An 18,515-nucleotide genomic window follows, 5' to 3' on the forward strand; every position below is an offset into this window, starting at 1 on the left:
CTTCCAGCCTTGTCCGGGGGTTGCGTCGGGATACCTGTCCCTGTCCGGGTTTGAGAGGTGAGGGCGTACGCCCGGGAGCGAGTGTGTTTGCGGGGTCAGGCAGCGTCGTCTTGGCTGACGTCGTTGCCTGCGACAGGCGCTGCCCCTGGCGTTAGGTCGACTGTGCCCTCGGGGCTGGTGAGGAACTCGTAGCCGTGGGGTGATCGCCATCGGTAACGCCCTGGGCCGAGGCGTTGGTAGGTCCAGCCGAGGTGGGTCTTGGCGCGGTGGTGGCGTCGGCACAGGCAGGTCAGGTTGGAGGTGGTGGTCTTCCCGCCTTGGTCGAACGGGACTCGGTGGTCGAGGTCGCAGTTCTCGGCCTTGACGTTGCAGTTGGGGAAGGCGCAGGTCTGGTCGATGAGCTGGACCTGGGTCCGTAGCCGCCCGGTGGGGGTGTAGGAGTCGGTGGTGATCTCCTCGTTGAGGTCGATCACCGTCATCGGTCTGACGGTCACGCCGGGCATGGTGGCCCATCGATCGAGCTGCTCGATCGTGGTCAGGCCGCGGGTGTTCCCGATCCGGATCAGGCCGGTGCCGGCCAGGTCGCGGGTGTCGGTGTGGATCTTGAGGTCGATGACTCTGCCGGTCCCGGGGAGGGCGTCTACGGCCGGGGTGGTGAGCGTGCCGGTGTTGTAGGCACGCCCAAGGATTCCGAGGGCGGCAGCGCGGCGGGCGGCGAGGGACAGGTCGCTGGTGGTGTCGTGGTCGAGGAGGCTGTGGGCGATCGCCGAGACCGCGGCTTCGAGGTCGAGGGCATCTGCGGCGTCCAGGGTGGCGGTGACCTGCGCGGTCGCGCCGGCGGCTTGGCCTTGTTCGGCACCGACCGGGGGCAGGAACAGGCCGGGGTCGGTGTCGATGTCGCAGCGGCGGTGGTCGACGGCCTCCTCCGCGATCGCCGCGGCGAGGTCTGGCTCGAAGAGGGCGGCTGCTTCTTTCGCGGTCCGTTCCAGCTGGGTGACGCCGACCTTGTGAGCGTGGGCAGCGACCTGGTCATCGACCCAGGCGGCGACCTCGGGGTCGAGGTGGCGGGTGACGTCGGCGACCCGACGGGCCCGCCAGGTGGTCAGGGTGCCGTCCAGGATCCGTGCCCAGGTGCGGGGCAGCCGCCAGGCGAGCTCGACGGCGTCGGCGAGGTATTTCCGGCCGGTGTAGGTCGAATAGCCCAGCACCGCGGCGAACTCGACCACCGCAGCCTCGGAGATCAACGGCGCCCCTGGCCCGGTCAGCAAGACCGCCCGATCCCCGTAGGTGTCGACTTCCAGGACTGCTGCCTCACCGACCGTCTCCACGACGTTCGCAGCCGCATACCTGGCCGCAGCGATCAGGGTGTCACGAGCGGCCTGGTCCTCGACCGCACGCGAGGCTCGCACCGTGGCCAACAGGCCCGGCGAGGTCTCGGGATCAAGGAGGGTTTTCATGCGCCTATGCTACCAAATCTGCATGTTATAAACACCCCGTTCGAGGCATTGTTTCCGCAGATCAGACGGCATTTTAGTGTCACCGACAACATCGAGACATGTGGTGCCATCTCGGCGTTCATAAGTACCTATTCGGCTCGCCAAGAGTGCAATCTCGACCGGGCCCAGAACCGATAATCAAATCCGAGTCAGGCAACGGCGTACGTCTGGAAAACCCGGACAGGGACAGATATCCCGACGCAACCCCCGGCTAAGGCTGGAAGCCCGCAAGACAGCCAAATGGCACCCAACCCGGCCACCCTGGTCTTTAATCTCCCAACCCAAGCCGGCAATTGGCCCCACCCGCCCTACGGCCCCCGGTCAGGCACTCAAGTCGCTCAGTCGACCGCAACACAGAAATCTCAATGAGCCCGACCCCGGGCGACACAGGCTTCTCAGGGTTGACCGTGACGCTTGGGGTCTCGACAAGCTCGACCACCGGAGGTGACGAGGTCTCTCAGGGGGCGAGCGTGGCACAAGGGGAGGTCTCGACAAGCTCGACCACCGGAGGTGACGAGACCTCTCAGAGGTGAGCGCGACACATGAGGAGCTCTCGACAAGCTCGACCACCGGTGGCGACGGGGCCTCTCAGGGGGAGCGTGGCACAGGGGTGGTCTCGACGAGCTCGATCACCGGAGGTGACGGGGCCTCTCAGGGGCCAGCGTGACGCATGGGGGTCTCGACGAGCTTGACCACCGGAGGTGGCGCGGCCTCTCAGGGGGCGAGCGTGGCACAGGGGTGGTTTCGACAGGCTCGACCACCGGAGGCGGCGGGGTCTCTCGGGTTGAGGCGGGCGTGGTCTCGACGAGCTCGACCGCCGGTGGTGACGGGGCCTCTCAGGGTGAGCGTGACGCATGGGTGGTCTCGACAAGCTCGACCGCCGGTGGTGACGGGGCCTCTCAGGGCGAGGGTGACGCATGGGTGGTCTCGACGAGCTCGACCACCGGAGGTGACGGGGCCTCTCAAAGCCGACCCCCAGCACATGGGGAGATCTCGACGAGCTCGACCACGGGAGGCGACGAGGCCTCTCAGCGGCGAGCGCGACGCATGGGGAGGTCTCGACGAGCTCGACCTCCGATGCGTCGTCAGCCGGCGGTCGGCCGCGGGGCAGACGTGATGAGCTGCTCGGCCTGCTCCTTGGACACCTTGGAGGCATAGCCGCAGTTGATGCAGTCCATGCGCCGCGACGTACCGACCGGGATGAGCGGGATGAAGAAGAGGGTGAACTTGCGGGCGACCTCGTAGAGCCGGTGCGCCGCGCGCTGGTTACAGCTGGGGCACACGAGGGAGAGGGTCGCGAGCAGTCGGGTGTACGACTTGATCCCGAAGATGATCATGCTCGAGTGTCCCACGCGTGGGCTGATTTACTTGCCCGGTGGTACGGACCCCCAACCCCCTCTGGCACACCCTCACCCACCTCCGCGGAAACCCGCGCGCGTGCGTCTGGACCGAGCCGATGTGGGGCCTGTCGATGGCGCTGGTGCTGCCGTACGCCTCGGTGTTCATGCTGGCACTGGGCGTGCACGACGAGCAGATCGGTCTGATCGCGAGCGCTGGCATGGTCTCCCAGGTCTTCTTCGGTCTCGCCGGCGGGATCATCACCGACCGGCTCGGACGACGTGCGACGACGGCTCTGTTCGACGTGGTCGCCTGGGTGATCCCGTGCCTGATCTGGGCGTTCGCGCAGAGCTTCTGGGCCTTCCTTGCGGCGTCGGTGGTCAACGGCGCGCTGCAGGTGACCCAGAACTCCTGGGACTGCCTGATGGTCGAGGATGCCGAGCGGGGACAGATCACCCGGATCTACTCGCTGGTGCGGGTGGCTGCGGACTGTTCGGCTCTCTTCGCCCCGATCGCCGCGATCCTGGTGGCCCAGTTCGGGCTGGAGCCGGCGGTCCGGGTGCTGTTCATCAACGCCGCGGTGGTGATGACAGCGAAGATCATCTGGCTCTACCTGTGGTCCTCCGAGACCCGGCAGGGGCGGATCCGGATGGCGGAGACCGACGGGCACAGCCTCTGGCGGCTCCTGGCCGGATACCGCGGGGCGCTGGCGCTGCTGGTGCGCTCGCGCGGCTCTGTCCTGGCGCTCGCGATCGCAGCGCTGTTCGCCGCGGTGACCCTGATCAACGCCACGTTCTGGCAGGTCGTGATCAGCCAGCACCTGCACGTGCCGGATCCGCTGCTGCCGTTCTTTCCGATGGTGCGCTCGCTGATGTCGGTGCTCTTCCTCTTCACCCTCATCTCCCGGCTGACCAGCGGGATGGACCTCAAGCGGGCCACGCTGTGGGGCTTCGGGACCTACCTCGCAGGTCAGCTCCTCCTGGTCATGATCCCGGCGTCACGGGGCGACGCCGACCTTGCGACGTACGCCCTTCTGGGGGTCTGTCTGCTTCTCGACAGCTTCGGGGCGGGGATGCTGTTCATGCTCTCGGAGTCCCTGGTGGCTCTGCACGTCGACGCGGCCGAACGCTCCCGGGTGATGGCGCTGCAGCGCATGCTGATCATGCTGGCCGCCGCCCCGTTCGGGTGGATCTCCGGATGGCTCTCGGGGATCGACCGTACGTACCCGTTCTGGCTGACCGCCGGGCTGCTCGTCCTCGGCGCGGTCCTGACCGCGACGCGCTGGGTGCCGACCCACCCTGAATCGGAACCAGAACCGGAACCGGAGCCGGTCGCCTAGCCCGGGATGCGGGCTCAGGGCTTTCGATAGACCTCGCGGCCGTCGGCGTAGGTATTGGTCACCTGTGTCCGGGCGAGCACCGTGGTGTCCTCGTCGAGGATGTCCTGGTCGACCACGACCAGGTCGGCTGCGTACCCGGTCTCGATCCGGCCCGTCGAGCCCTCCAGGCGGTTCAGGTACGCGGTTCCGGTGGTGTAGCCGGCAAGCGCCTGGAGGACCGTGAGCGCCTCGTCCGGGAGCAGCGGGGCGGCGTCGGGCGGCTGGTCGGGGGAGCGGCGGTTGACCGCGACGTGCATGCCGAGCAGCGGCGCCGGGTCGGAGACGGGCCAGTCGCTCCCGCATGCGATCCGTGCACCCGTACGCAGCAACGACCCGAACACATACTGCTGCTCGCGCGCGTCCGGGGCCAGGAACGGGAGGGTCAGCACCTCCACCGCCTCGTCCAGACATGCCCACAGGGGCTGGATGTTGGCGGTGACGTCGAGCGCGGCGAACCGGGGGACGTCGGAGCGCTCGACGACCTGGACGTGAGCCAGATGGTGCCGCAGCCCGGTGGCTCCGTTGAGCGTACGCGCGTGCTCGATCGCGTCCAGACTGTCGCGCACCGCCCGGTCGCCCAGCGCGTGGATGTGGGCCTGGAATCCGTTGGCGTCCAGCGCCGCGACGTACGAGGCCAGCGCATCGGCCGGGATGAAGGAGAGCCCGCGGTTGTCGGTGAGCCGGCCGAGCGAGTCGAGGTAGGGGGAGAGCATCGCGGCCGTGTGCGTCTCGCAGACGCCGTCTTGCATGATCTTGACGCTGGCGGCGTCGAGCCCGGCAGACGCTGCCAGGGCGCGGCGCTCGAGGAGCTCGGGCAGCTGCTCCAGACCGCGGCCGCGGTCCCACCACTGGGCGAGGACGACCTTCGCGGTGAGCACGCCGGAGGTCTGAGCGGTGATGTAGGTCGGCAGCGAGTCCGGCATGCCCAGGCCCTCGCCGACCAGCGCGTCCTGCCAGCCCACGATGCCGACCGAGTGGAGATGACGCTGTGCGGTGAGCAGCGCCTCGGTCAGGTCGCGCGTGGTCGGCGCCGGCACCAGGGAGCCGACCAGGGCCATCGCGCCCTCATGCAGGGCACCGGTCGGATTGCCGAGGGCGTCGCGTTCGATGCGTCCGTCGGCGGGGTCGGGCGTGCGGGCGTCGATGCCGGCGAGCTCGAGCGCGCGGCTGTTCACCCAGGCCGAGTGGTGGTCGCGGTTGGGCAGGAAGACCGGCCGGTCGGGAAGGATCCGGTCGAGCGGTTCAGCGGTGGGTACGCCTCCGGGGAAAGAGTCCATCGACCAGCCGCCTCCGCTCACCCACGTCCGGTCGGGGTGAGCCGCCGCATAGGAGCCGATCGCGTCCAGATAGCCCTCGAGCGTCGACATCGCGGTCAGGTCGCACTGGTTCATCTCGAGCCCGGCCTGGATCGGGTGCACGTGGGAATCGTGGAAGGCGGGCAGAACCCACCGGCCGTCGAGCTCCTCGACCACGGTGTCCGGTCCGGCCAGAGCGGCGAGATCCGCGCCGATGGCCGCGATCCGCCCGTCCTGGACGGCGACGGAAGCATCCTCCCAGCGGCCCGCAAGCAGCACCCGGCCGCCGCGCAGCAGCAGGTCCACGGGGCCGGTCAGACCACTCATCAGCTCGCGGCCATCGTGTCGGTGACCGAGGAGCCCGAGCGCTTGAGCACCCACGCCACCAGGCCGAGGACCAGGAGCGTGAAGACCAGCAGGATGGTGGAGACTGCGGCGATCTCGGGCTTGAGCCCGGAGCGGACCGAGGAGAGCACATAGACGGGCCACGAGGTCGTGCCGGAGACGTTGATGAAGGACGAGATCACCGTGTTGTCGAGGCTCAGCGTGAAGGCCAGCAGCCCGCCGGCAAGCACCGCGGGACCGACGAGCGGGATCGTGACCTTGAAGAAGGTCGCGACCGGTTTCGCGTAGAGGTCCGCGGAGGCCTCCTCAAGGGATGCGTCCAGCCCGATCAGGCGAGCCCGGACGATGTAGGTGACCACGGCGGTCGCGAAGAGCGAGTGACCGACCACGAGACGTACGTAGCCGTTGTTGAACGGCAGCAGCGACCAGTCCTGGCCGAGCGTCACGAACCAGGGGAGCAGCGCGATGCCGTCGACGATCTCGGGGGTCACCGAGACCAGCAGCAACAGCAGCGTGAACGGGCCCGTCCAGCGGCCCGGGAAGCGGGCCATCGCCATCCCGGCCAGGGTGCCGAGCGTGCTCGCCAGGAGGGCGGCGACCACGGCGGTCTGCAGCGAGACGGCGACGGCGTGGCGTACTGACGGCCGATCGACGATCGCCGTGAACGGCTCCAGGCTGAAGCCGTCCCAGGCGGTGAGCAGGCGGCCGCCGTTGAAGGAGTAGATGCCGATCACGATGATCGGGGCGAACAGGAAGAGGAAGACCAGCGTGGTCCACACGCCGAGCGCGATGTTGGTGCCGGAAGGCTTGCTCATGCCGTCGCCACCTCCTTGTTGTGCAGCCTCGGGTCAGGAGGCGGGACGGTTCCGACGACCAGCCGGCTGCGCCTGTGGACCAGCCAGCCCACGACCCACATCAGGGTGATGGCGAGGATGACGATGAGCATGGTGAGCAGGATCAGGACGATCGCCATGGCGGAGCCCAGCGCCCAGTTCTGAGCGGTGAGGAACTGGCTGGCGATCAGCGAGCCGACCATGGTGCCCTTCGCGCCGCCGAGGACGGCCGGGGTGACGTAGTCGCCCATCATCGGGATGAAGACGAGGATGACACCGGCGATGATCCCAGGCCGTGCCAACGGCAGTGTGACCTGGAAGAACGTGCGTATCCGGCCCGCGCCGAGGTCCTTGGAAGCCTCGCCGAGCGCGCTGTCGACGCGGTCGAAGGCGACGTACATCGGCAGGATCATCAGCGGCAGGTAGTTGTAGATCAGGCCCAGCAGCACCGCGCCGCGGGTGTTGAGCAGGTCGTGTGGATCGGCGACCAGGCCGACGTCGGTCAGGAACCCGGCCAGGACGCCCTCCGAGGACAGGATCACCTTCCAGCCGATCGTCCGGATCAGGAACGAGGTCCAGTAGGGCACCATCACCAGCGCGACCAACAGCCCACGCCGGTGCGCCGGGACCTTCATAGCCATGAAGTACGCAGCCGGCAAGGCGATCACCAGGCAGACGATGGTGCCCAGCACGCTCATCCACAGCGTCGCCCGGAAGATCGTGAAGAAGGTCGGGCTGAACGCCTCGGCGTAGCGGTCCAGCGACATCACCGCGTTGCTGTGGCTGCCGAACATCCCAGGCTTCTCGCCGAGGCTGAACCAGGCGATCTGCAGGAACGGCACCACGAAGAAGGCCGTCAGCCACAGCCACGCCGGGACGGCGAGGACGAAACCCGGGAGGCGCTTGGCCGCACGATCACGCACTGGCGGCGGCCTTCAGCTTGTCGTAGACCTCCGTACGCCGGTCCTGAGCCTCGTTGACGGCGCCGTTCTTCATGGTGGCGAGCTGCTCGTCGGTGAAGAAGATCATCTCGGGCAGCTCGACCTTGCGCTCCTTGGCCATCTCCTCGATGCCCAGCGCGCCGGTGTTGTAGCCGATGTAGTCCATCTCCAGGAAGGAGTTCTCCGGCTCCAGCACGTAGTCGAGGAAGGCGTGGGCGGCCTCGGGGTGGGGAGCGCCGGTCGGGATGCACCAGTTGTCCATCCACAGCTCGGTCGTCGGGCCGGCCAGGACCCACTTCCAGCGGTCGGGCTGCTTGTGCTCGAGGATGCCGAGGCGGGCGTCGCCGTTCCAGTTCTGCATCAGCGCGAAGGTGTTCTGCTGCATCGCGCCGGTGCCGGGATAGGAGTCGAAGCCGGCGATGTGTGATGCCCAGTTCTCGACCGCCTCGGCCTCGAAGGCGTCGTAGTCGGCCATGTCCTCGGTGTTCCAGTCGATGCCGTTGGCCCAGAAGTAGATGCCGGCGATGCCTTGCGGGTCGTCGAGCAGCGAGGTCTTGCCCGAGGCCTCGTTCTGCATCGCGTCGATGAAGTCGTTCCAGGTCACCAGGTCGCGCTTGATCACGGTGGTGTCATAGACGAATCCGGTGGTGCCCCAGGACTTGCACACCGAGTACTCGTTCTCCGGGTCCCAGTCCTGGCCGAGGAACTGCGGGTCGACCTTGGCCATGTTGGGGATCAGGTCCTTGTTGAGCGGGACGATGATCTCGTTCTCGATCAGCTGCGGGATGTAGACCCCGGTCGGCACGACGATGTCGTAGCCGCTGGTGCCCTTGGCCGCGACCAGCTTGGAGATCAGCTCCTCGTTGGAGCCGTAGGCGTCGAGCGTCACCTTCGGGCCGGTCTTGCCGAAGGCGTCGATCACCTCGGGGGCGTCGTAGTCACCCCAGGTGTAGATCGAGAGCGACTTCTCCACCGGCCCGCCGGTCGCGCCGGCGCCCGGCTCGACCGCGCTGGACTCGCCACCGCCGGCGCCACAGGCGCTGAGCGCCGCCCCGGCGCCGGCGATGGCCGCCAGGCTCAGGAAGTGGCGCCGCGAGAGCTCCCGGCGGATCGCTCGTGCGCCGGCATGGCTGGCAAGGATGCGTACGTCGCCACTCTTGTCTGCAGGCTTGCTCACTGTGGGCTCCTAGCGGTGGTCGGGTCGATCGGGGTATCGAGGGGGAAGAGGCGTACGTCCGCGGCGGCCCAGCCGCAGAGGACCTGGTCGCCGGGGGAGAGCCGGATGGCGCCGTGGGTGGGGCGTCGGATCAGCAGGCTGTACTCGTCGGTGACCTTGACGAGGTACTGGATCACCTCGCCCAACAGGGCGACCTGGAGGACCTCTCCGACGACGGAGTTGAGGCCTTCTGTCACCGTCTCGGTCCTGGGCTCGATCGAGATCAGCTCGGGGCGGACGGCGGCCTGATGGGGCTCGCCGGGCTTCCCGTCGGGCTTCGCCGGCCCCTCGACGACCACGAAGGGGGTCTCGACGGTGGTGCCGTCCGCGCTGACCTCGCCCTGCAGGAAGTTCTGCTGGCCGACGAAGCCGGCGACGTACGCGCTTGCGGGCTGGTTGTAGACGGTGTCGGCGTCGGCGAGCTGCTCGATCCGGCCGGCGCGCATGATCGCGATCCGGTCGCTCATCGCGAGAGCCTCGTGCTGGTCGTGGGTGACGAAGACGAAGGTGATCCCGAGACGGGACTGGAGCAGCTTGAGCTCGACCTGCATCTCCTCGCGCAGCTGGCGGTCCAGGGCGCCGAGCGGCTCGTCGAGGAGGAGGACGCCGGGGCGGTTGACGAGCGCCCGGGCGAGGGCGACCCGCTGCTGCTGGCCGCCGGAGAGCTGGGTCGGTGAACGGTCCGCGAAGTCGAGCATCCGCACCATCCGCAGCGCCTCGACGACGCGCTCGCGGGTCTCTGCCCGAGGCGTCTTGCGCTGCTGCAGACCGTAGGCGACGTTCTCGGCGACGGACTTGTGCGGAAACAGTGCGTACGCCTGGAAGACCGTGTTCACGTCGCGCTGGTAGGGCGCGAGCCGGACCACGTCCTTGCCGCCGATCAGGATGCTGCCGGAGTCGGGCTTCTCGAACCCGGCGATCATCCGCAGCGTCGTCGTCTTGCCGCAGCCCGACGGGCCGAGCAGCGAGATGAACTCGCCGGCCCGGATCTCCAGGTCCAGGCCGTCGACCGCCGTGGCCTGGCCGTAGGTCTTGGTCAGGCCACTGATGGTCACCGAGCCGGTGGGTGGGTCCGGGGTAGCTGTCGTGGTCATCGCTGCTCCAGTCGATTGTTCACTTAGCGCTGCATTCCACCACAAGATCCGGCAAAAAGTACGGAATCGGTTGTAAAGGAACGGTTACGAACTCGATTCCGTGCTCAAGTGTGGCACTGGATCTGGTCCCGGTGGGTGGATCTAGGGTTACACCATGCCGACCCTGCCGACTCTGTCTGCCGTCACGTCGTTGCTGGACGACTGGTATCCGCCTGCCACCGCCGACGCCTGGGATGCCGTCGGTCTGGTCTGGGGCGAGCCCTCGCAGCCGGTCTCGAAAGTGCTTCTCGCTGTCGACCCGACGCTCCCGGTCGCCGAGGAGGCGGCCGCGTGGGGAGCGGACCTGGTGGTGGTCCATCATCCGCTCTTCCTCAAAGGGGTCCACGGGTTCGCGGCGACGACCCCGAAGGGACGTACGCTCTCGACGCTGGTGTCCGCCGACTGCGCGCTGCTCACCGCCCACACCAACGCAGACCAGGCCCTCGGTGGCGTCTCGGAGTCCCTGGCACTCGCGCTCGGGCTGAGCTCGCTGCGGCCGCTGGTGCCGGGGGCCAGCGACGACGTCGGGACCGGCCGGGCTGGGACGGTGGAGCCGACGACGCTGGGCGCCTTCGCCGAGTCCGTGGCGGCGGCACTGCCCGCCACCGCGGCCGGGATCCGGGTCGCCGGCGACCTCGACCGACCGGTCTCCTCGGTGGCGCTGTGCGGCGGCGCGGGCGACTTCCTGCTCGACCAGGTGGCTGCGTACGACGTCTATGTGACCAGCGATCTGCGTCACCATCCGGCCTCCGAGTTCCGGGAGTTGGGTGGTGCGCTGATCGACATCCCGCACTGGGCGGCCGAGTGGACCTGGCTGCCTGTTCTGGCGAGGCGACTGAACGAGGCGTTGGGGGATACGGTGGAGACCCGGGTCAGTGAGATCGTCACCGACCCGTGGACCTTGCGCCTGTGAATACTTGCGTTGTGAACAACTGAGGAGAATCCGCTGAAAGCCGACCCCTTCGCCCAGGTGAAGCTGCTCGACGTCTGTGAGCTGGACTCGCGAGCGCTCCAGCTGCGACACCGCCGTGCGCATCTGTCCCAGGCCGCCGTCGTGGCGGAGCTGCAGGCATCGAAGAAGACGACCGACGATGCCGTACGTGACGCCCGGGTCATCCGCGACGACCTCGAGCGGGTGCAGAAGAAGGCAGACGCCGACGTCGAGGCGGTCAAGACCCGCCGCCGGCGTGACCAGGAGCGGATGGACTCCGGGGCGATCAGCAGCGCCAAGGACCTCGAGCGCATGCAGCACGAGCTGGTCACCCTCGACCGCCGGATCTCGGTGCTCGAGGACGAGGAGCTCGAGGTCATGGAGCAGCTCGAGGAGGCTCAGTCCAACCTGACCCGACTCGAGACCGAGCTCGCCGAGATCGACGAGAAGCTTGCCGTCGCGACCGATTCCGTCGACGTCGAGACCGCGAAGATCGACGCCGAGCTCGCCGGGGTCGCCGAAGAGCGGGCGCCGGCGCTCGAGGGCATCCCCGATGACCTGCTCGCGCTCTACGACCGGCTGAGCGCCAAGCTCGGAGTCGGTGCTGCCGAGCTGCGCGCCCGCCGCTGCGGCGGCTGCAACCTCCAGCTCGACCCCGCCGAGATCTCCCGCATCCGCGGCCTCGCCGCCGCCGAGGTCGTACGCTGCGAGGAGTGCTCCCGGATCCTGGTCCGCACCGCCGAGTCGGGGCTATGAGCGAGAAGACGTCGGCGCCGTCGCGAGGGTGGGGGAGCGGCGCCGCCACGACGACGCTGGTCCTGGTACGCCACGGCGTCACCAAGCACACTGCCGCCAAGGCGTTCTCCGGCGGGCTCGGCGGCGACAACCCGCCGCTGATCCAGGAGGGTCGTGAGCAGGTCCTGCTGACCGCGGAGTGGCTCAAGCCGCTTGCCGCCTCGGTGTCCACCGTCGTGAGCTCGCCGGTCCTGCGGGCCGTCGAGACCGGGGAGATCGTCGCCGGTGCGCTCGGCGCCCGGCTGGTCGAGGATCCCGGGTTCGCGGAGATCGAGTTCGGCAAGTGGGAAGGGCTCACCTTCGCCGAGGTCGGCCAACGGTTCCCCGACGAGATGAAGACGTGGATGGGGGCGACCGAGGTCGCCCCGCCGGGCGGGGAGTCGTTCGATGCCGCCCAGGTCCGGGTGCTCGACGGCCTCGCGCGGGTGCTCGAGAAGCACGCGGGGGAGACCGTCGTGATCACCTCGCACGTCTCGCCGATCAAGCTGATCGTCGCTCACGCGCTCGGCACCCCGATCAGCGGTGTCTTCAGCATGGAGCTCTCGCCCGCATCCGTCACCGTCGTCTCCTTCTTCTCCGACGGCCGCGCCTCGATGCGCCTCTTCAACGGCCTCCCGGTCTCCCGCGACCCCTTCGCCTCCGGCGCCTTCTGACGGGGTGGGTGACTGTGTTGGTCTCGGCACGCTCGCTGGCGCTCGCGGCTCGACCGACGAGTAGCCCGCTGGTCGAGCCGCCGGGCCTGCGCTGGTCGAGCCGCCGGAGCCGCTAGGCGGAGGCGTGTCGAGACCAACACGGTCCCTATGGCGACCGCTTGCCACGACGGCGAGCGAGGTCGTGTAGCCGGTCGAGGTCTCCGGCTATCAGAGCCTCGCGTTTGGCCCGGCTCCACCCTTGGACCTGCTTCTCACGTCGGTAGGCATCGGCGATCGTCTGATGCTCTTCGGCGTATGCCAGGGTAACCGGCAGTCGCCGAACGGTGAACTCGGCGCCGAGTCCGGCGTCGTGCTCTGCGATGCGTTTCTCCAGGTCGAAGGTGCTTCCGACGTAGAGCATGTGGTCGCGGCAGCGGAGAATGTACATGTAGGGCATGTCCCGATTCTCGGCGCGACCACCGACAGTTCGCTCGAGACGACTGTGTTGGTCTCGACACGCTCGCTGGCGCTCGCGGCTCGACCGACGCGGAGAACCGCTGGTCGAGCCGCCGGAGCCGCTAGGCGGAGGCGTGTCGAGACCAACACCTTCCGTACGGCGACCGCCGTCTCAGATCTCGGCGACGACGATATCGAGCTGGGTGCCGGTCTTCGTGGTGGGGCCGATCTCGACGGTCCAGCCGAGGTCGCGGAAGGCGTCGGCGAGCTTCGTGGGGGTGCGGGGGTTGGCGCCGGACTCGAGGAGAGCGCGGACCAGGCGGCCCTTGGTGGCCTTGTTGAAGTGGCTGACCACCTTGCGCTGACCGTTGTGCTCGTGCAGGACGCGGACGGTCGCGGTGAGGGCAGCGACCTCCTCGGGGCGCCAGAAGGCGGCGTACGTCCCGGACCGGAGGTCGACCAGCAGGCCGTCGCCGAGGGCCTCGGTGATGCCGGGGCCGAGGTGTGCGCGCCAGTGGGACTGGATCCCGCCGAGGCCGGGGAGAGTGGCGTCCCCCGAGAGCCGGTACGCCGGGATGCGGTCGGCCAGGCCGACGAGGCCGAACACCGAGCTGGTGACCATGACCCGGCTGGTCGCGCGGCGCTTGGCGGCCGGCGACAGGGTCGCGGGAGAGAGCGCGTCGTAGAGGACGCCGGTGTAGATCCGGTCGGCGCGCGCGGTGGGCGCCTCGACCAGGTGAGCGTTGGCGTCGACGAGCTCGGGCTGGGTCTTCGGGATGCCGAGGACGTCGACGGCCTCGGCCGGGCGCGTGGAGCAGAGCTCGACCAGCGCGTCGATGACCTGGGTGCGGGCCGGGTTGAGCACCGGGAGCCGGAGGTCCCCGAGGTCGAGCGGGTTGCCGCGTACGGCCGCGGTCTTGCCCTCCGAGGGCGGCAGCAGGATCAACACAGGGACATCGTGCCGCCCGGGGGCGAGGATGGCCGAATCACCCGCACGAAGGTGAGGCGCCGCCGCGCAAGACAGACGAGGTGTCGACGAAGGTCCAGCCACTAGAGTTTCGGCCATGGGTTCCGCACGCATCATCCGGGTCGCCAGCGCCGACAGCGGTGTCGCCGCCACCACGCTCCGCGACGGGATCGCCGCGCTCCAGGCCGAGCTGAAGGTGACGGCGGAGTTCCCGCCGGAGGTGGAGGAGGCCGCCGCAGCCGCCGCGGCCAACCCGAGGCTCCCCGAGCTGGACCGCACCGACCTGCCGTTCGTCACGATCGACCCCGAGACGTCCATGGATCTCGACCAGGCGCTCCACCTGGAGCGCGACGGCGACGGCTACGTGGTGCACTACGCGATCGCCGACGTGGCCGCCTTCGTGGCGCCCGGCGATCCGGTCGACATCGAGGCCAACAAGCGCGGCGAGTCCCTCTACGCCGCCGATGCGAAGATCCCGCTCCACCCCAAGGTGCTCTCCGAGGACGCCGCCTCGCTGCTCCCGGACCAGGTACGCCCCGCTCTGCTGTGGACCCACAAACTCGATGCGACCGGCGAGGGGACCGACACCGTCGTCGAGCGCGCGCTTGTCAGGTCGCGGGCGAAGCTCTCCTATGACGGCGTGCAGAAGATGTTCGACGGCGAGGGGTTCGGCGACACCGACTACGCCGAGTCGCTCGGGTTGCTGAAGGAGATCGGCGAGAAGCGGATCGCCCTCGAGGCCGCCCGCGGCGGGGTCAACCTGCCTCTGCGCGACCAGGAGATCTCGGTGGAGGGCGACCACTGGACGCTCGAGTATCGCGACCTGCTGCCCGTCGAGGACTGGAACGCCCAGATCTCGCTGCTGACCGGCTTCGCGGCGGCGGACCTGATGGTCTACGCCCGTGTCGGGCTCCTCAGGACCCTCCCGGAGCCCGACCCCCGAGACGTCCAGCGGCTGCACCGCACCGCTCGCGCGCTCGGGCTGGAGTGGCCCGCGGAGATGCTCTACCCCGACTTCATCCGATCCCTGGACGGCAAGAACGGCAAGCACGCCGCGATGGCGATCGCCAGCACCCGGCTGCTGCGCGGGAGCGGGTACGCCTCGTTCAACGGCGAGCTCCCCGAGCTGACCGAGCACTCGGCGCTGGCCAACGAGTACATGCACGTGACGGCTCCGCTGCGCCGGCTGATCGACCGCTACGCCGGCGAGGTCTGCCTGGCGCTGTGTGCCGACGAGCCGATCCCCGACTGGGTGACTGCTGCGTTCACCACCCTGCCGGAGACGATGCGGGGCTCGTCCCGGGCCAGCGGGGCCTACGAGCGTGGCGTCGTCGATCTCGTCGAGGCGGGGTTGCTGTCCCATCGGGTGGGGGAGACCTTCGCCGCGGTGGTCGTCGAGACCGACGACGAGGACGAGAGGAAGGGCTCGATCACCGTCGAGGAGCCCGCGATCGAGGCGAGGGTCACCGGTCAGTCGGCCCTTCCGCTGGGCGAAGAGGTCCAGGTGCGGCTGGAGACGGCCGACGTCGTCGCCCGGAAGGTCAGCTTCACCATCGCCTGACCGGCCCATCGCCTGACCGGCATTGTGCAGTCCGACCCGTGGATCCGGCATGGGGCGGCCGCTATCGTGCGCTCATGACGCACGTAACACCCGAGACCGTGTTCACCTACGGTTCCCCACAGCTCAAGTTCGGCACCGGCGCATCGGCCGAGATCGGCTACGACCTGGCGTCGCTGGGCGCCCGCCGCGCCCTCGTGGTGACCGATCCCGGCATCTCCGCGACAGGGCTGCCGCAGCGGGTGGCCGAGCAGATGAAGGCGTACGACGTCACTGCCGTCGTCTTCGACGGTGTCCACGTCGAGCCGACCGACGAGAGCATGCGGGCCGCGGTCGAGTTCGCCCGCGAGAACGGGCCGTTCGACGCGATCGTCGCGGTCGGGGGCGGGTCGAGCATCGACACCGCGAAGGCGGTCAACCTCCTGATCACCAACGACGGCGACCTGATGGACTACCTCAACGCGCCGGTGGGCAAGGGGCTCGCGCCGGCCAACCAGCTGCTGCCGCTGGTCGCGGTGCCGACCACCACCGGGACGGGGGCGGAGTCGACGACCGTGTGCGTGCTCGACGTGCTGTCGTTGAAGGTGAAGACCGGGATCTCGCACGCTCGCCTGCGTCCCACGCTCGCGGTCGTCGACCCGGACCTGATGATGTCCCAGCCGGCCGGCGTGACCGCCGCGTCCGGGATGGACATCCTGTGTCACGCGCTGGAGAGCTACACGGCCCGCCCCTACACCTCCTACGACCGCAAGGAGCCGGCCCAGCGGGTGCCCTACTGCGGCGCCAACCCGATCTCGGACATGTGGTCGGAGAAGGGGCTGTCCCTGCTGGCGGGCTCGTTCCGGCAGGCCGTCGCCCATGGCGACGACACCCTCGCGCGCGGCGACATGGCGTTCGCGGCGACCTTCGCGGGGCTGGGGTTCGGCAACGCCGGCGTCCACATCCCGCACGCCAACGCCTACCCGATCGCGGGGCGGGTGCGCGACTTCCACCCCGCCGACTATCCCGGTGACGAGGCGATGGTGCCGCACGGGATGGCGGTCTCCCTGACCGCGCCGGAGGCGTTCCGCTACACCTTCGACGCGGCCCCCGAGCGCCACCTGCACGCGGCCCGCCTGCTGGCTCCCGGCTTCGACGAGTCGACGGTGGAGCCGCGCGATCTGCTGCCCCGGGTGCTGACCGACCTGATGCGCGACATCGGGATCCCGGCGGGCATCGGCGAGGTCGGCTACACGACCGGCGACATCCCCGACCTGGTCGAGGGTGCGCTCAAGCAGCAGCGGCTGCTCGCCACCGCTCCGAAGCAGCCGTCCGAGGAGGACCTGGCCGGGATCTTCGAGAGGTCCGTCACGCTCTGGTGAGGAATGCCCGGCGGGGCGATGACGTTCTGTTGGTTGTCTTCCTCAACCAACTCTCTCCGGAGGTTCACCCGGTGACGTCAGTCCCGCCGCGGCTCCTGCTCGCGCTCGCCCTGCTCGCGGCATCCGCACCGCTCGCGATCGACTTCTACCTGCCCTCCTTCCCGCAGATCGGCTCCGAGCTCGGGGCGGCCGCGAGCGACGTACAGCTGACACTCACCGCCTTCCTGATCGGCCTCGCGCTCGGGCAGATCGCCTGGGGTCCGATCTCCGACCGGTTCGGGCGGCTCAAGCCGCTGCTGATCGGGTCGGTCGTGGCGGCTGCGGCCGGTGTGCTGGCTGCGCTGGCGCCGACCGTCGAGCTGCTGATCGTCGCGCGCTTCCTGCAGGCGCTCGCCGCCGCGGCCGGGATCGTGATGGCGCGGGCGATCGTGGCCGACGTGCTCCACGGCTTCGCCGCTGCCCGGGCGATGTCGATCATGATGTCGATCAGCGGGATCGCGCCGATCCTGGCGCCGGTGATCGGCGGTGCCATCGCCGGGTTCGTGCCGTGGCGCGGCGTGCTCGGCATCGTCGCCGCGATCGCCGTCGCGCAGGTCGTCTGCGTGCTGCTGGTGATCCGGGAGTCGCTCCCGGTCGAGCGCCGGACCAGCCGGGTCGAGTACGCCGACCTGGGCCGTCTGCTCGCGAAGCCGGCGTTCCTCGGCTACACGCTGACGCAGGCGCTGACCTTCGCCACCCTGATGGCGTACGTCTCGTCCTCCTCGTTCCTCTACCAGTCGGTGATCGGCACGTCGGCCGCGGTCTACGGCATCGGGTTCGCGGTCAACGCCGCGTTCCTGACCGTCGCCGGGCTGGCCTCCGCACGGCTGGCCAAGCGGCAGGTGCACCCGGCGCGGATCATCCGCGCGGCGCAGCCGGTGCTCGCCATCGGCGCGATTCTCGTGCTCGTCGTCGCCGTCCTGCCGGTGCCGAAGGTGCTCATCCTGCTGCCGATCCTGGTCGTCACGACCTCGGTGGGTCTGATCATGGGCAACACCGGGGCGCTGGCGATCGAGCAGGCCCGGCCCGCGGTCGGCTCCGGCTCGGCGCTGATGGGCGGGATCATGTTCCTCGGCGGCGGGCTCGCCTCGCCGCTCGGCGCCGTCGCCGGCGAGCACACCGCGGTCCCGCTGGCGATCACGATGGTCGTCACCTCCGTCCTCGGCGCGGTCGCGTTCTCCCTCGCCAGGCGTTCGGTCGCTCGCAACCCGGAGTCGGAGGCGGCCTTCGCGACCGCTGCCTAGGCGCCGGCGCCGGGCCGGCCCGGTAGATTGGCCCGGTAGGTTTCAGCCATGGCGGAGACACCTGCGGTGACGGCCTCGGAGGCCGAGGAGATCCTGGCGAACCAACCCTTCAGCCGGCTGATCGGCGTCGAGGTCGGCGAGGTCGGCTACGGGCACGCGACGCTGCGCATCCCGCTCCGGGAGGAGCTGCTGCAGCAGTTCGGCACGGTCCACGGCGGCGTACTCTCCTATGCCGCCGACAACGCCCTCGCCTTCGCCGGCGGCACCATCCTCGGACCGCACGTCCTGACCCGAGGCTTCTCCATCGACTTCCTGCGCCCCTCCAACGGCGACCACCTGCGGGCCTACGCCGAGGTGATCAACCACACCAGTCGCAACGCGCTGACCCGCTGCGAGGTCTTCACCGTCGGCGACGACGGCACCGAGGTGCTCGTCGCTGCCGCGCAGGGGTCCATCGCTCGCATCGACCGCTAGCCGGCCGAGGCGTCACCCCCGCTGCCCGAGACGTCACGTACGTCGGCCGAGACGTCAGTCAGATCGGCCGAGACGTCAGTCCC

The 18,515-nt window shown here is 69.3% G+C and carries 17 protein-coding genes; 8 read left to right on the plus strand and 9 right to left on the minus strand.

Translation table 11 applies throughout. From position 1 onward, the window contains the following. Positions 1 to 95 precede the first annotated feature (95 nt). On the minus strand, positions 96 to 1,457 hold the full coding sequence (locus H5T77_RS19065; RefSeq protein ID WP_292651915.1) for an HNH endonuclease signature motif containing protein: 1,362 nt from the start codon (positions 1,455 to 1,457) through the stop codon (positions 96 to 98). 1,124 nt (positions 1,458 to 2,581) lie between these two features. After that, positions 2,582 to 2,833 (minus strand): zinc-ribbon domain-containing protein, encoded by a 252-nt coding sequence (locus H5T77_RS19070; RefSeq protein WP_292651917.1) that lies wholly within the window; start codon positions 2,831 to 2,833, stop codon positions 2,582 to 2,584. A 38-nt stretch (positions 2,834 to 2,871) separates the two neighbouring features. On the opposite strand from H5T77_RS19070, the gene H5T77_RS19075 reads away from it, so the two are divergent. Then, a complete protein-coding gene (locus H5T77_RS19075) occupies positions 2,872 to 4,173 on the plus strand; it encodes an MFS transporter (RefSeq protein ID WP_292651919.1) in 1,302 nt (433 codons plus the stop codon). A gap of 14 nt (positions 4,174 to 4,187) precedes the next feature. Here the strand turns inward: H5T77_RS19075 and H5T77_RS19080 are convergent, their stop codons facing one another. Genes H5T77_RS19080 through H5T77_RS19100 form a run of 5 tightly spaced genes read right to left on the minus strand, consistent with a single transcriptional unit; the run spans position 4,188 to position 9,936 of the window. Beyond that, positions 4,188 to 5,834 carry an amidohydrolase gene (locus H5T77_RS19080; RefSeq protein ID WP_292651920.1) on the minus strand — a complete coding sequence of 549 codons (1,647 nt, stop codon included), beginning with the start codon at positions 5,832 to 5,834 and terminating at the stop codon, positions 4,188 to 4,190. Beyond that, on the minus strand, positions 5,834 to 6,667 hold the full coding sequence (locus H5T77_RS19085) for an ABC transporter permease (RefSeq protein ID WP_292651921.1): 834 nt from the start codon (positions 6,665 to 6,667) through the stop codon (positions 5,834 to 5,836). Before H5T77_RS19085 ends, H5T77_RS19080 begins: the two co-directional genes overlap by 1 nt. Beyond that, entirely contained in the window at positions 6,664 to 7,608 is a 945-nt protein-coding gene (locus H5T77_RS19090) for an ABC transporter permease (protein ID WP_292651922.1), read from the minus strand. Before H5T77_RS19090 ends, H5T77_RS19085 begins: the two co-directional genes overlap by 4 nt. Then, a complete protein-coding gene (locus tag H5T77_RS19095; RefSeq protein ID WP_292651923.1) occupies positions 7,601 to 8,803 on the minus strand; it encodes a polyamine ABC transporter substrate-binding protein in 1,203 nt (400 codons plus the stop codon). The genes H5T77_RS19090 and H5T77_RS19095 overlap by 8 nt, the downstream gene beginning before the upstream one ends. Then, positions 8,800 to 9,936 (minus strand): ABC transporter ATP-binding protein, encoded by a 1,137-nt coding sequence (locus tag H5T77_RS19100; protein WP_292651925.1) that lies wholly within the window; start codon positions 9,934 to 9,936, stop codon positions 8,800 to 8,802. Before H5T77_RS19100 ends, H5T77_RS19095 begins: the two co-directional genes overlap by 4 nt. A 154-nt stretch (positions 9,937 to 10,090) precedes the next feature. Here H5T77_RS19100 and H5T77_RS19105 point away from each other — a divergent pair, with 154 nt between their 5' ends. From H5T77_RS19105 to H5T77_RS19115, 3 genes are read left to right on the plus strand one after another with little or no spacing between them, the layout of a single operon-like run. After that, positions 10,091 to 10,888: a Nif3-like dinuclear metal center hexameric protein gene (locus H5T77_RS19105; protein ID WP_292651926.1), complete on the plus strand. Its 798-nt coding sequence runs from the start codon at positions 10,091 to 10,093 to the stop codon at positions 10,886 to 10,888. 57 nt (positions 10,889 to 10,945) lie between these two features. Then, a complete protein-coding gene (locus H5T77_RS19110) occupies positions 10,946 to 11,662 on the plus strand; it encodes a zinc ribbon domain-containing protein (RefSeq protein WP_292651928.1) in 717 nt (238 codons plus the stop codon). Beyond that, positions 11,659 to 12,354 carry a histidine phosphatase family protein gene (locus H5T77_RS19115; protein ID WP_292651930.1) on the plus strand — a complete coding sequence of 232 codons (696 nt, stop codon included), beginning with the start codon at positions 11,659 to 11,661 and terminating at the stop codon, positions 12,352 to 12,354. Before H5T77_RS19110 ends, H5T77_RS19115 begins: the two co-directional genes overlap by 4 nt. A 145-nt stretch (positions 12,355 to 12,499) precedes the next feature. Here H5T77_RS19115 and H5T77_RS19120 read toward each other — a convergent pair whose 3' ends face one another. Together H5T77_RS19120 and yaaA are read right to left on the minus strand one after the other, a co-directional pair. Continuing rightward, entirely contained in the window at positions 12,500 to 12,790 is a 291-nt protein-coding gene (locus H5T77_RS19120; RefSeq protein ID WP_292651932.1) for a GIY-YIG nuclease family protein, read from the minus strand. A gap of 171 nt (positions 12,791 to 12,961) precedes the next feature. Further along, complete coding sequence (gene yaaA, locus H5T77_RS19125; protein WP_292651934.1) at positions 12,962 to 13,738, minus strand: peroxide stress protein YaaA; 777 nt, start codon at positions 13,736 to 13,738, stop codon at positions 12,962 to 12,964. Positions 13,739 to 13,853: 115 nt separating this feature from the next. Between yaaA and H5T77_RS19130 the strand changes: the two genes are divergently transcribed. The 4 genes from H5T77_RS19130 to H5T77_RS19145 all read left to right on the plus strand — a co-directional run bounded on the left by H5T77_RS19130 (position 13,854) and on the right by H5T77_RS19145 (position 18,432). Next, positions 13,854 to 15,317 (plus strand): RNB domain-containing ribonuclease, encoded by a 1,464-nt coding sequence (locus tag H5T77_RS19130; RefSeq protein WP_292651936.1) that lies wholly within the window; start codon positions 13,854 to 13,856, stop codon positions 15,315 to 15,317. A 74-nt stretch (positions 15,318 to 15,391) separates the two neighbouring features. Then, on the plus strand, positions 15,392 to 16,675 hold the full coding sequence (locus H5T77_RS19135; protein WP_292651938.1) for a hydroxyacid-oxoacid transhydrogenase: 1,284 nt from the start codon (positions 15,392 to 15,394) through the stop codon (positions 16,673 to 16,675). Between the two features lie 71 nt (positions 16,676 to 16,746). Next, entirely contained in the window at positions 16,747 to 17,958 is a 1,212-nt protein-coding gene (locus H5T77_RS19140; protein WP_292651940.1) for a multidrug effflux MFS transporter, read from the plus strand. A 48-nt stretch (positions 17,959 to 18,006) separates the two neighbouring features. Beyond that, on the plus strand, positions 18,007 to 18,432 hold the full coding sequence (locus tag H5T77_RS19145) for a PaaI family thioesterase (protein ID WP_292651942.1): 426 nt from the start codon (positions 18,007 to 18,009) through the stop codon (positions 18,430 to 18,432). The last annotated feature ends 83 nt before the right edge of the window (positions 18,433 to 18,515 follow it).

Origin of the sequence: Nocardioides sp. (genome assembly GCF_014360585.1) — a bacterium.
GTDB lineage: Bacteria > Actinomycetota > Actinomycetes > Propionibacteriales > Nocardioidaceae > Nocardioides.

Bases quoted from the DNA above. Each gene is read 5' to 3' on its own strand.
- H5T77_RS19065 (WP_292651915.1), bottom strand. From the start codon at position 1,457: ATGAAAACCCTCCTTGATCCCGAGACCTCGCCGGGCCTGTTGGCCACG.
- H5T77_RS19070 (WP_292651917.1), bottom strand. From the start codon at position 2,833: ATGATCATCTTCGGGATCAAGTCGTACACCCGACTGCTCGCGACCCTC.
- H5T77_RS19080 (WP_292651920.1), bottom strand. From the start codon at position 5,834: ATGAGTGGTCTGACCGGCCCCGTGGACCTGCTGCTGCGCGGCGGCCGG.
- H5T77_RS19085 (WP_292651921.1), bottom strand. From the start codon at position 6,667: ATGAGCAAGCCTTCCGGCACCAACATCGCGCTCGGCGTGTGGACCACG.
- H5T77_RS19100 (WP_292651925.1), bottom strand. From the start codon at position 9,936: ATGACCACGACAGCTACCCCGGACCCACCCACCGGCTCGGTGACCATC.
- H5T77_RS19105 (WP_292651926.1), top strand. From the start codon at position 10,091: ATGCCGACCCTGCCGACTCTGTCTGCCGTCACGTCGTTGCTGGACGAC.
- H5T77_RS19115 (WP_292651930.1), top strand. From the start codon at position 11,659: ATGAGCGAGAAGACGTCGGCGCCGTCGCGAGGGTGGGGGAGCGGCGCC.
- H5T77_RS19120 (WP_292651932.1), bottom strand. From the start codon at position 12,790: ATGCCCTACATGTACATTCTCCGCTGCCGCGACCACATGCTCTACGTC.
- H5T77_RS19130 (WP_292651936.1), top strand. From the start codon at position 13,854: ATGGGTTCCGCACGCATCATCCGGGTCGCCAGCGCCGACAGCGGTGTC.
- H5T77_RS19135 (WP_292651938.1), top strand. From the start codon at position 15,392: ATGACGCACGTAACACCCGAGACCGTGTTCACCTACGGTTCCCCACAG.
- H5T77_RS19145 (WP_292651942.1), top strand. From the start codon at position 18,007: ATGGCGGAGACACCTGCGGTGACGGCCTCGGAGGCCGAGGAGATCCTG.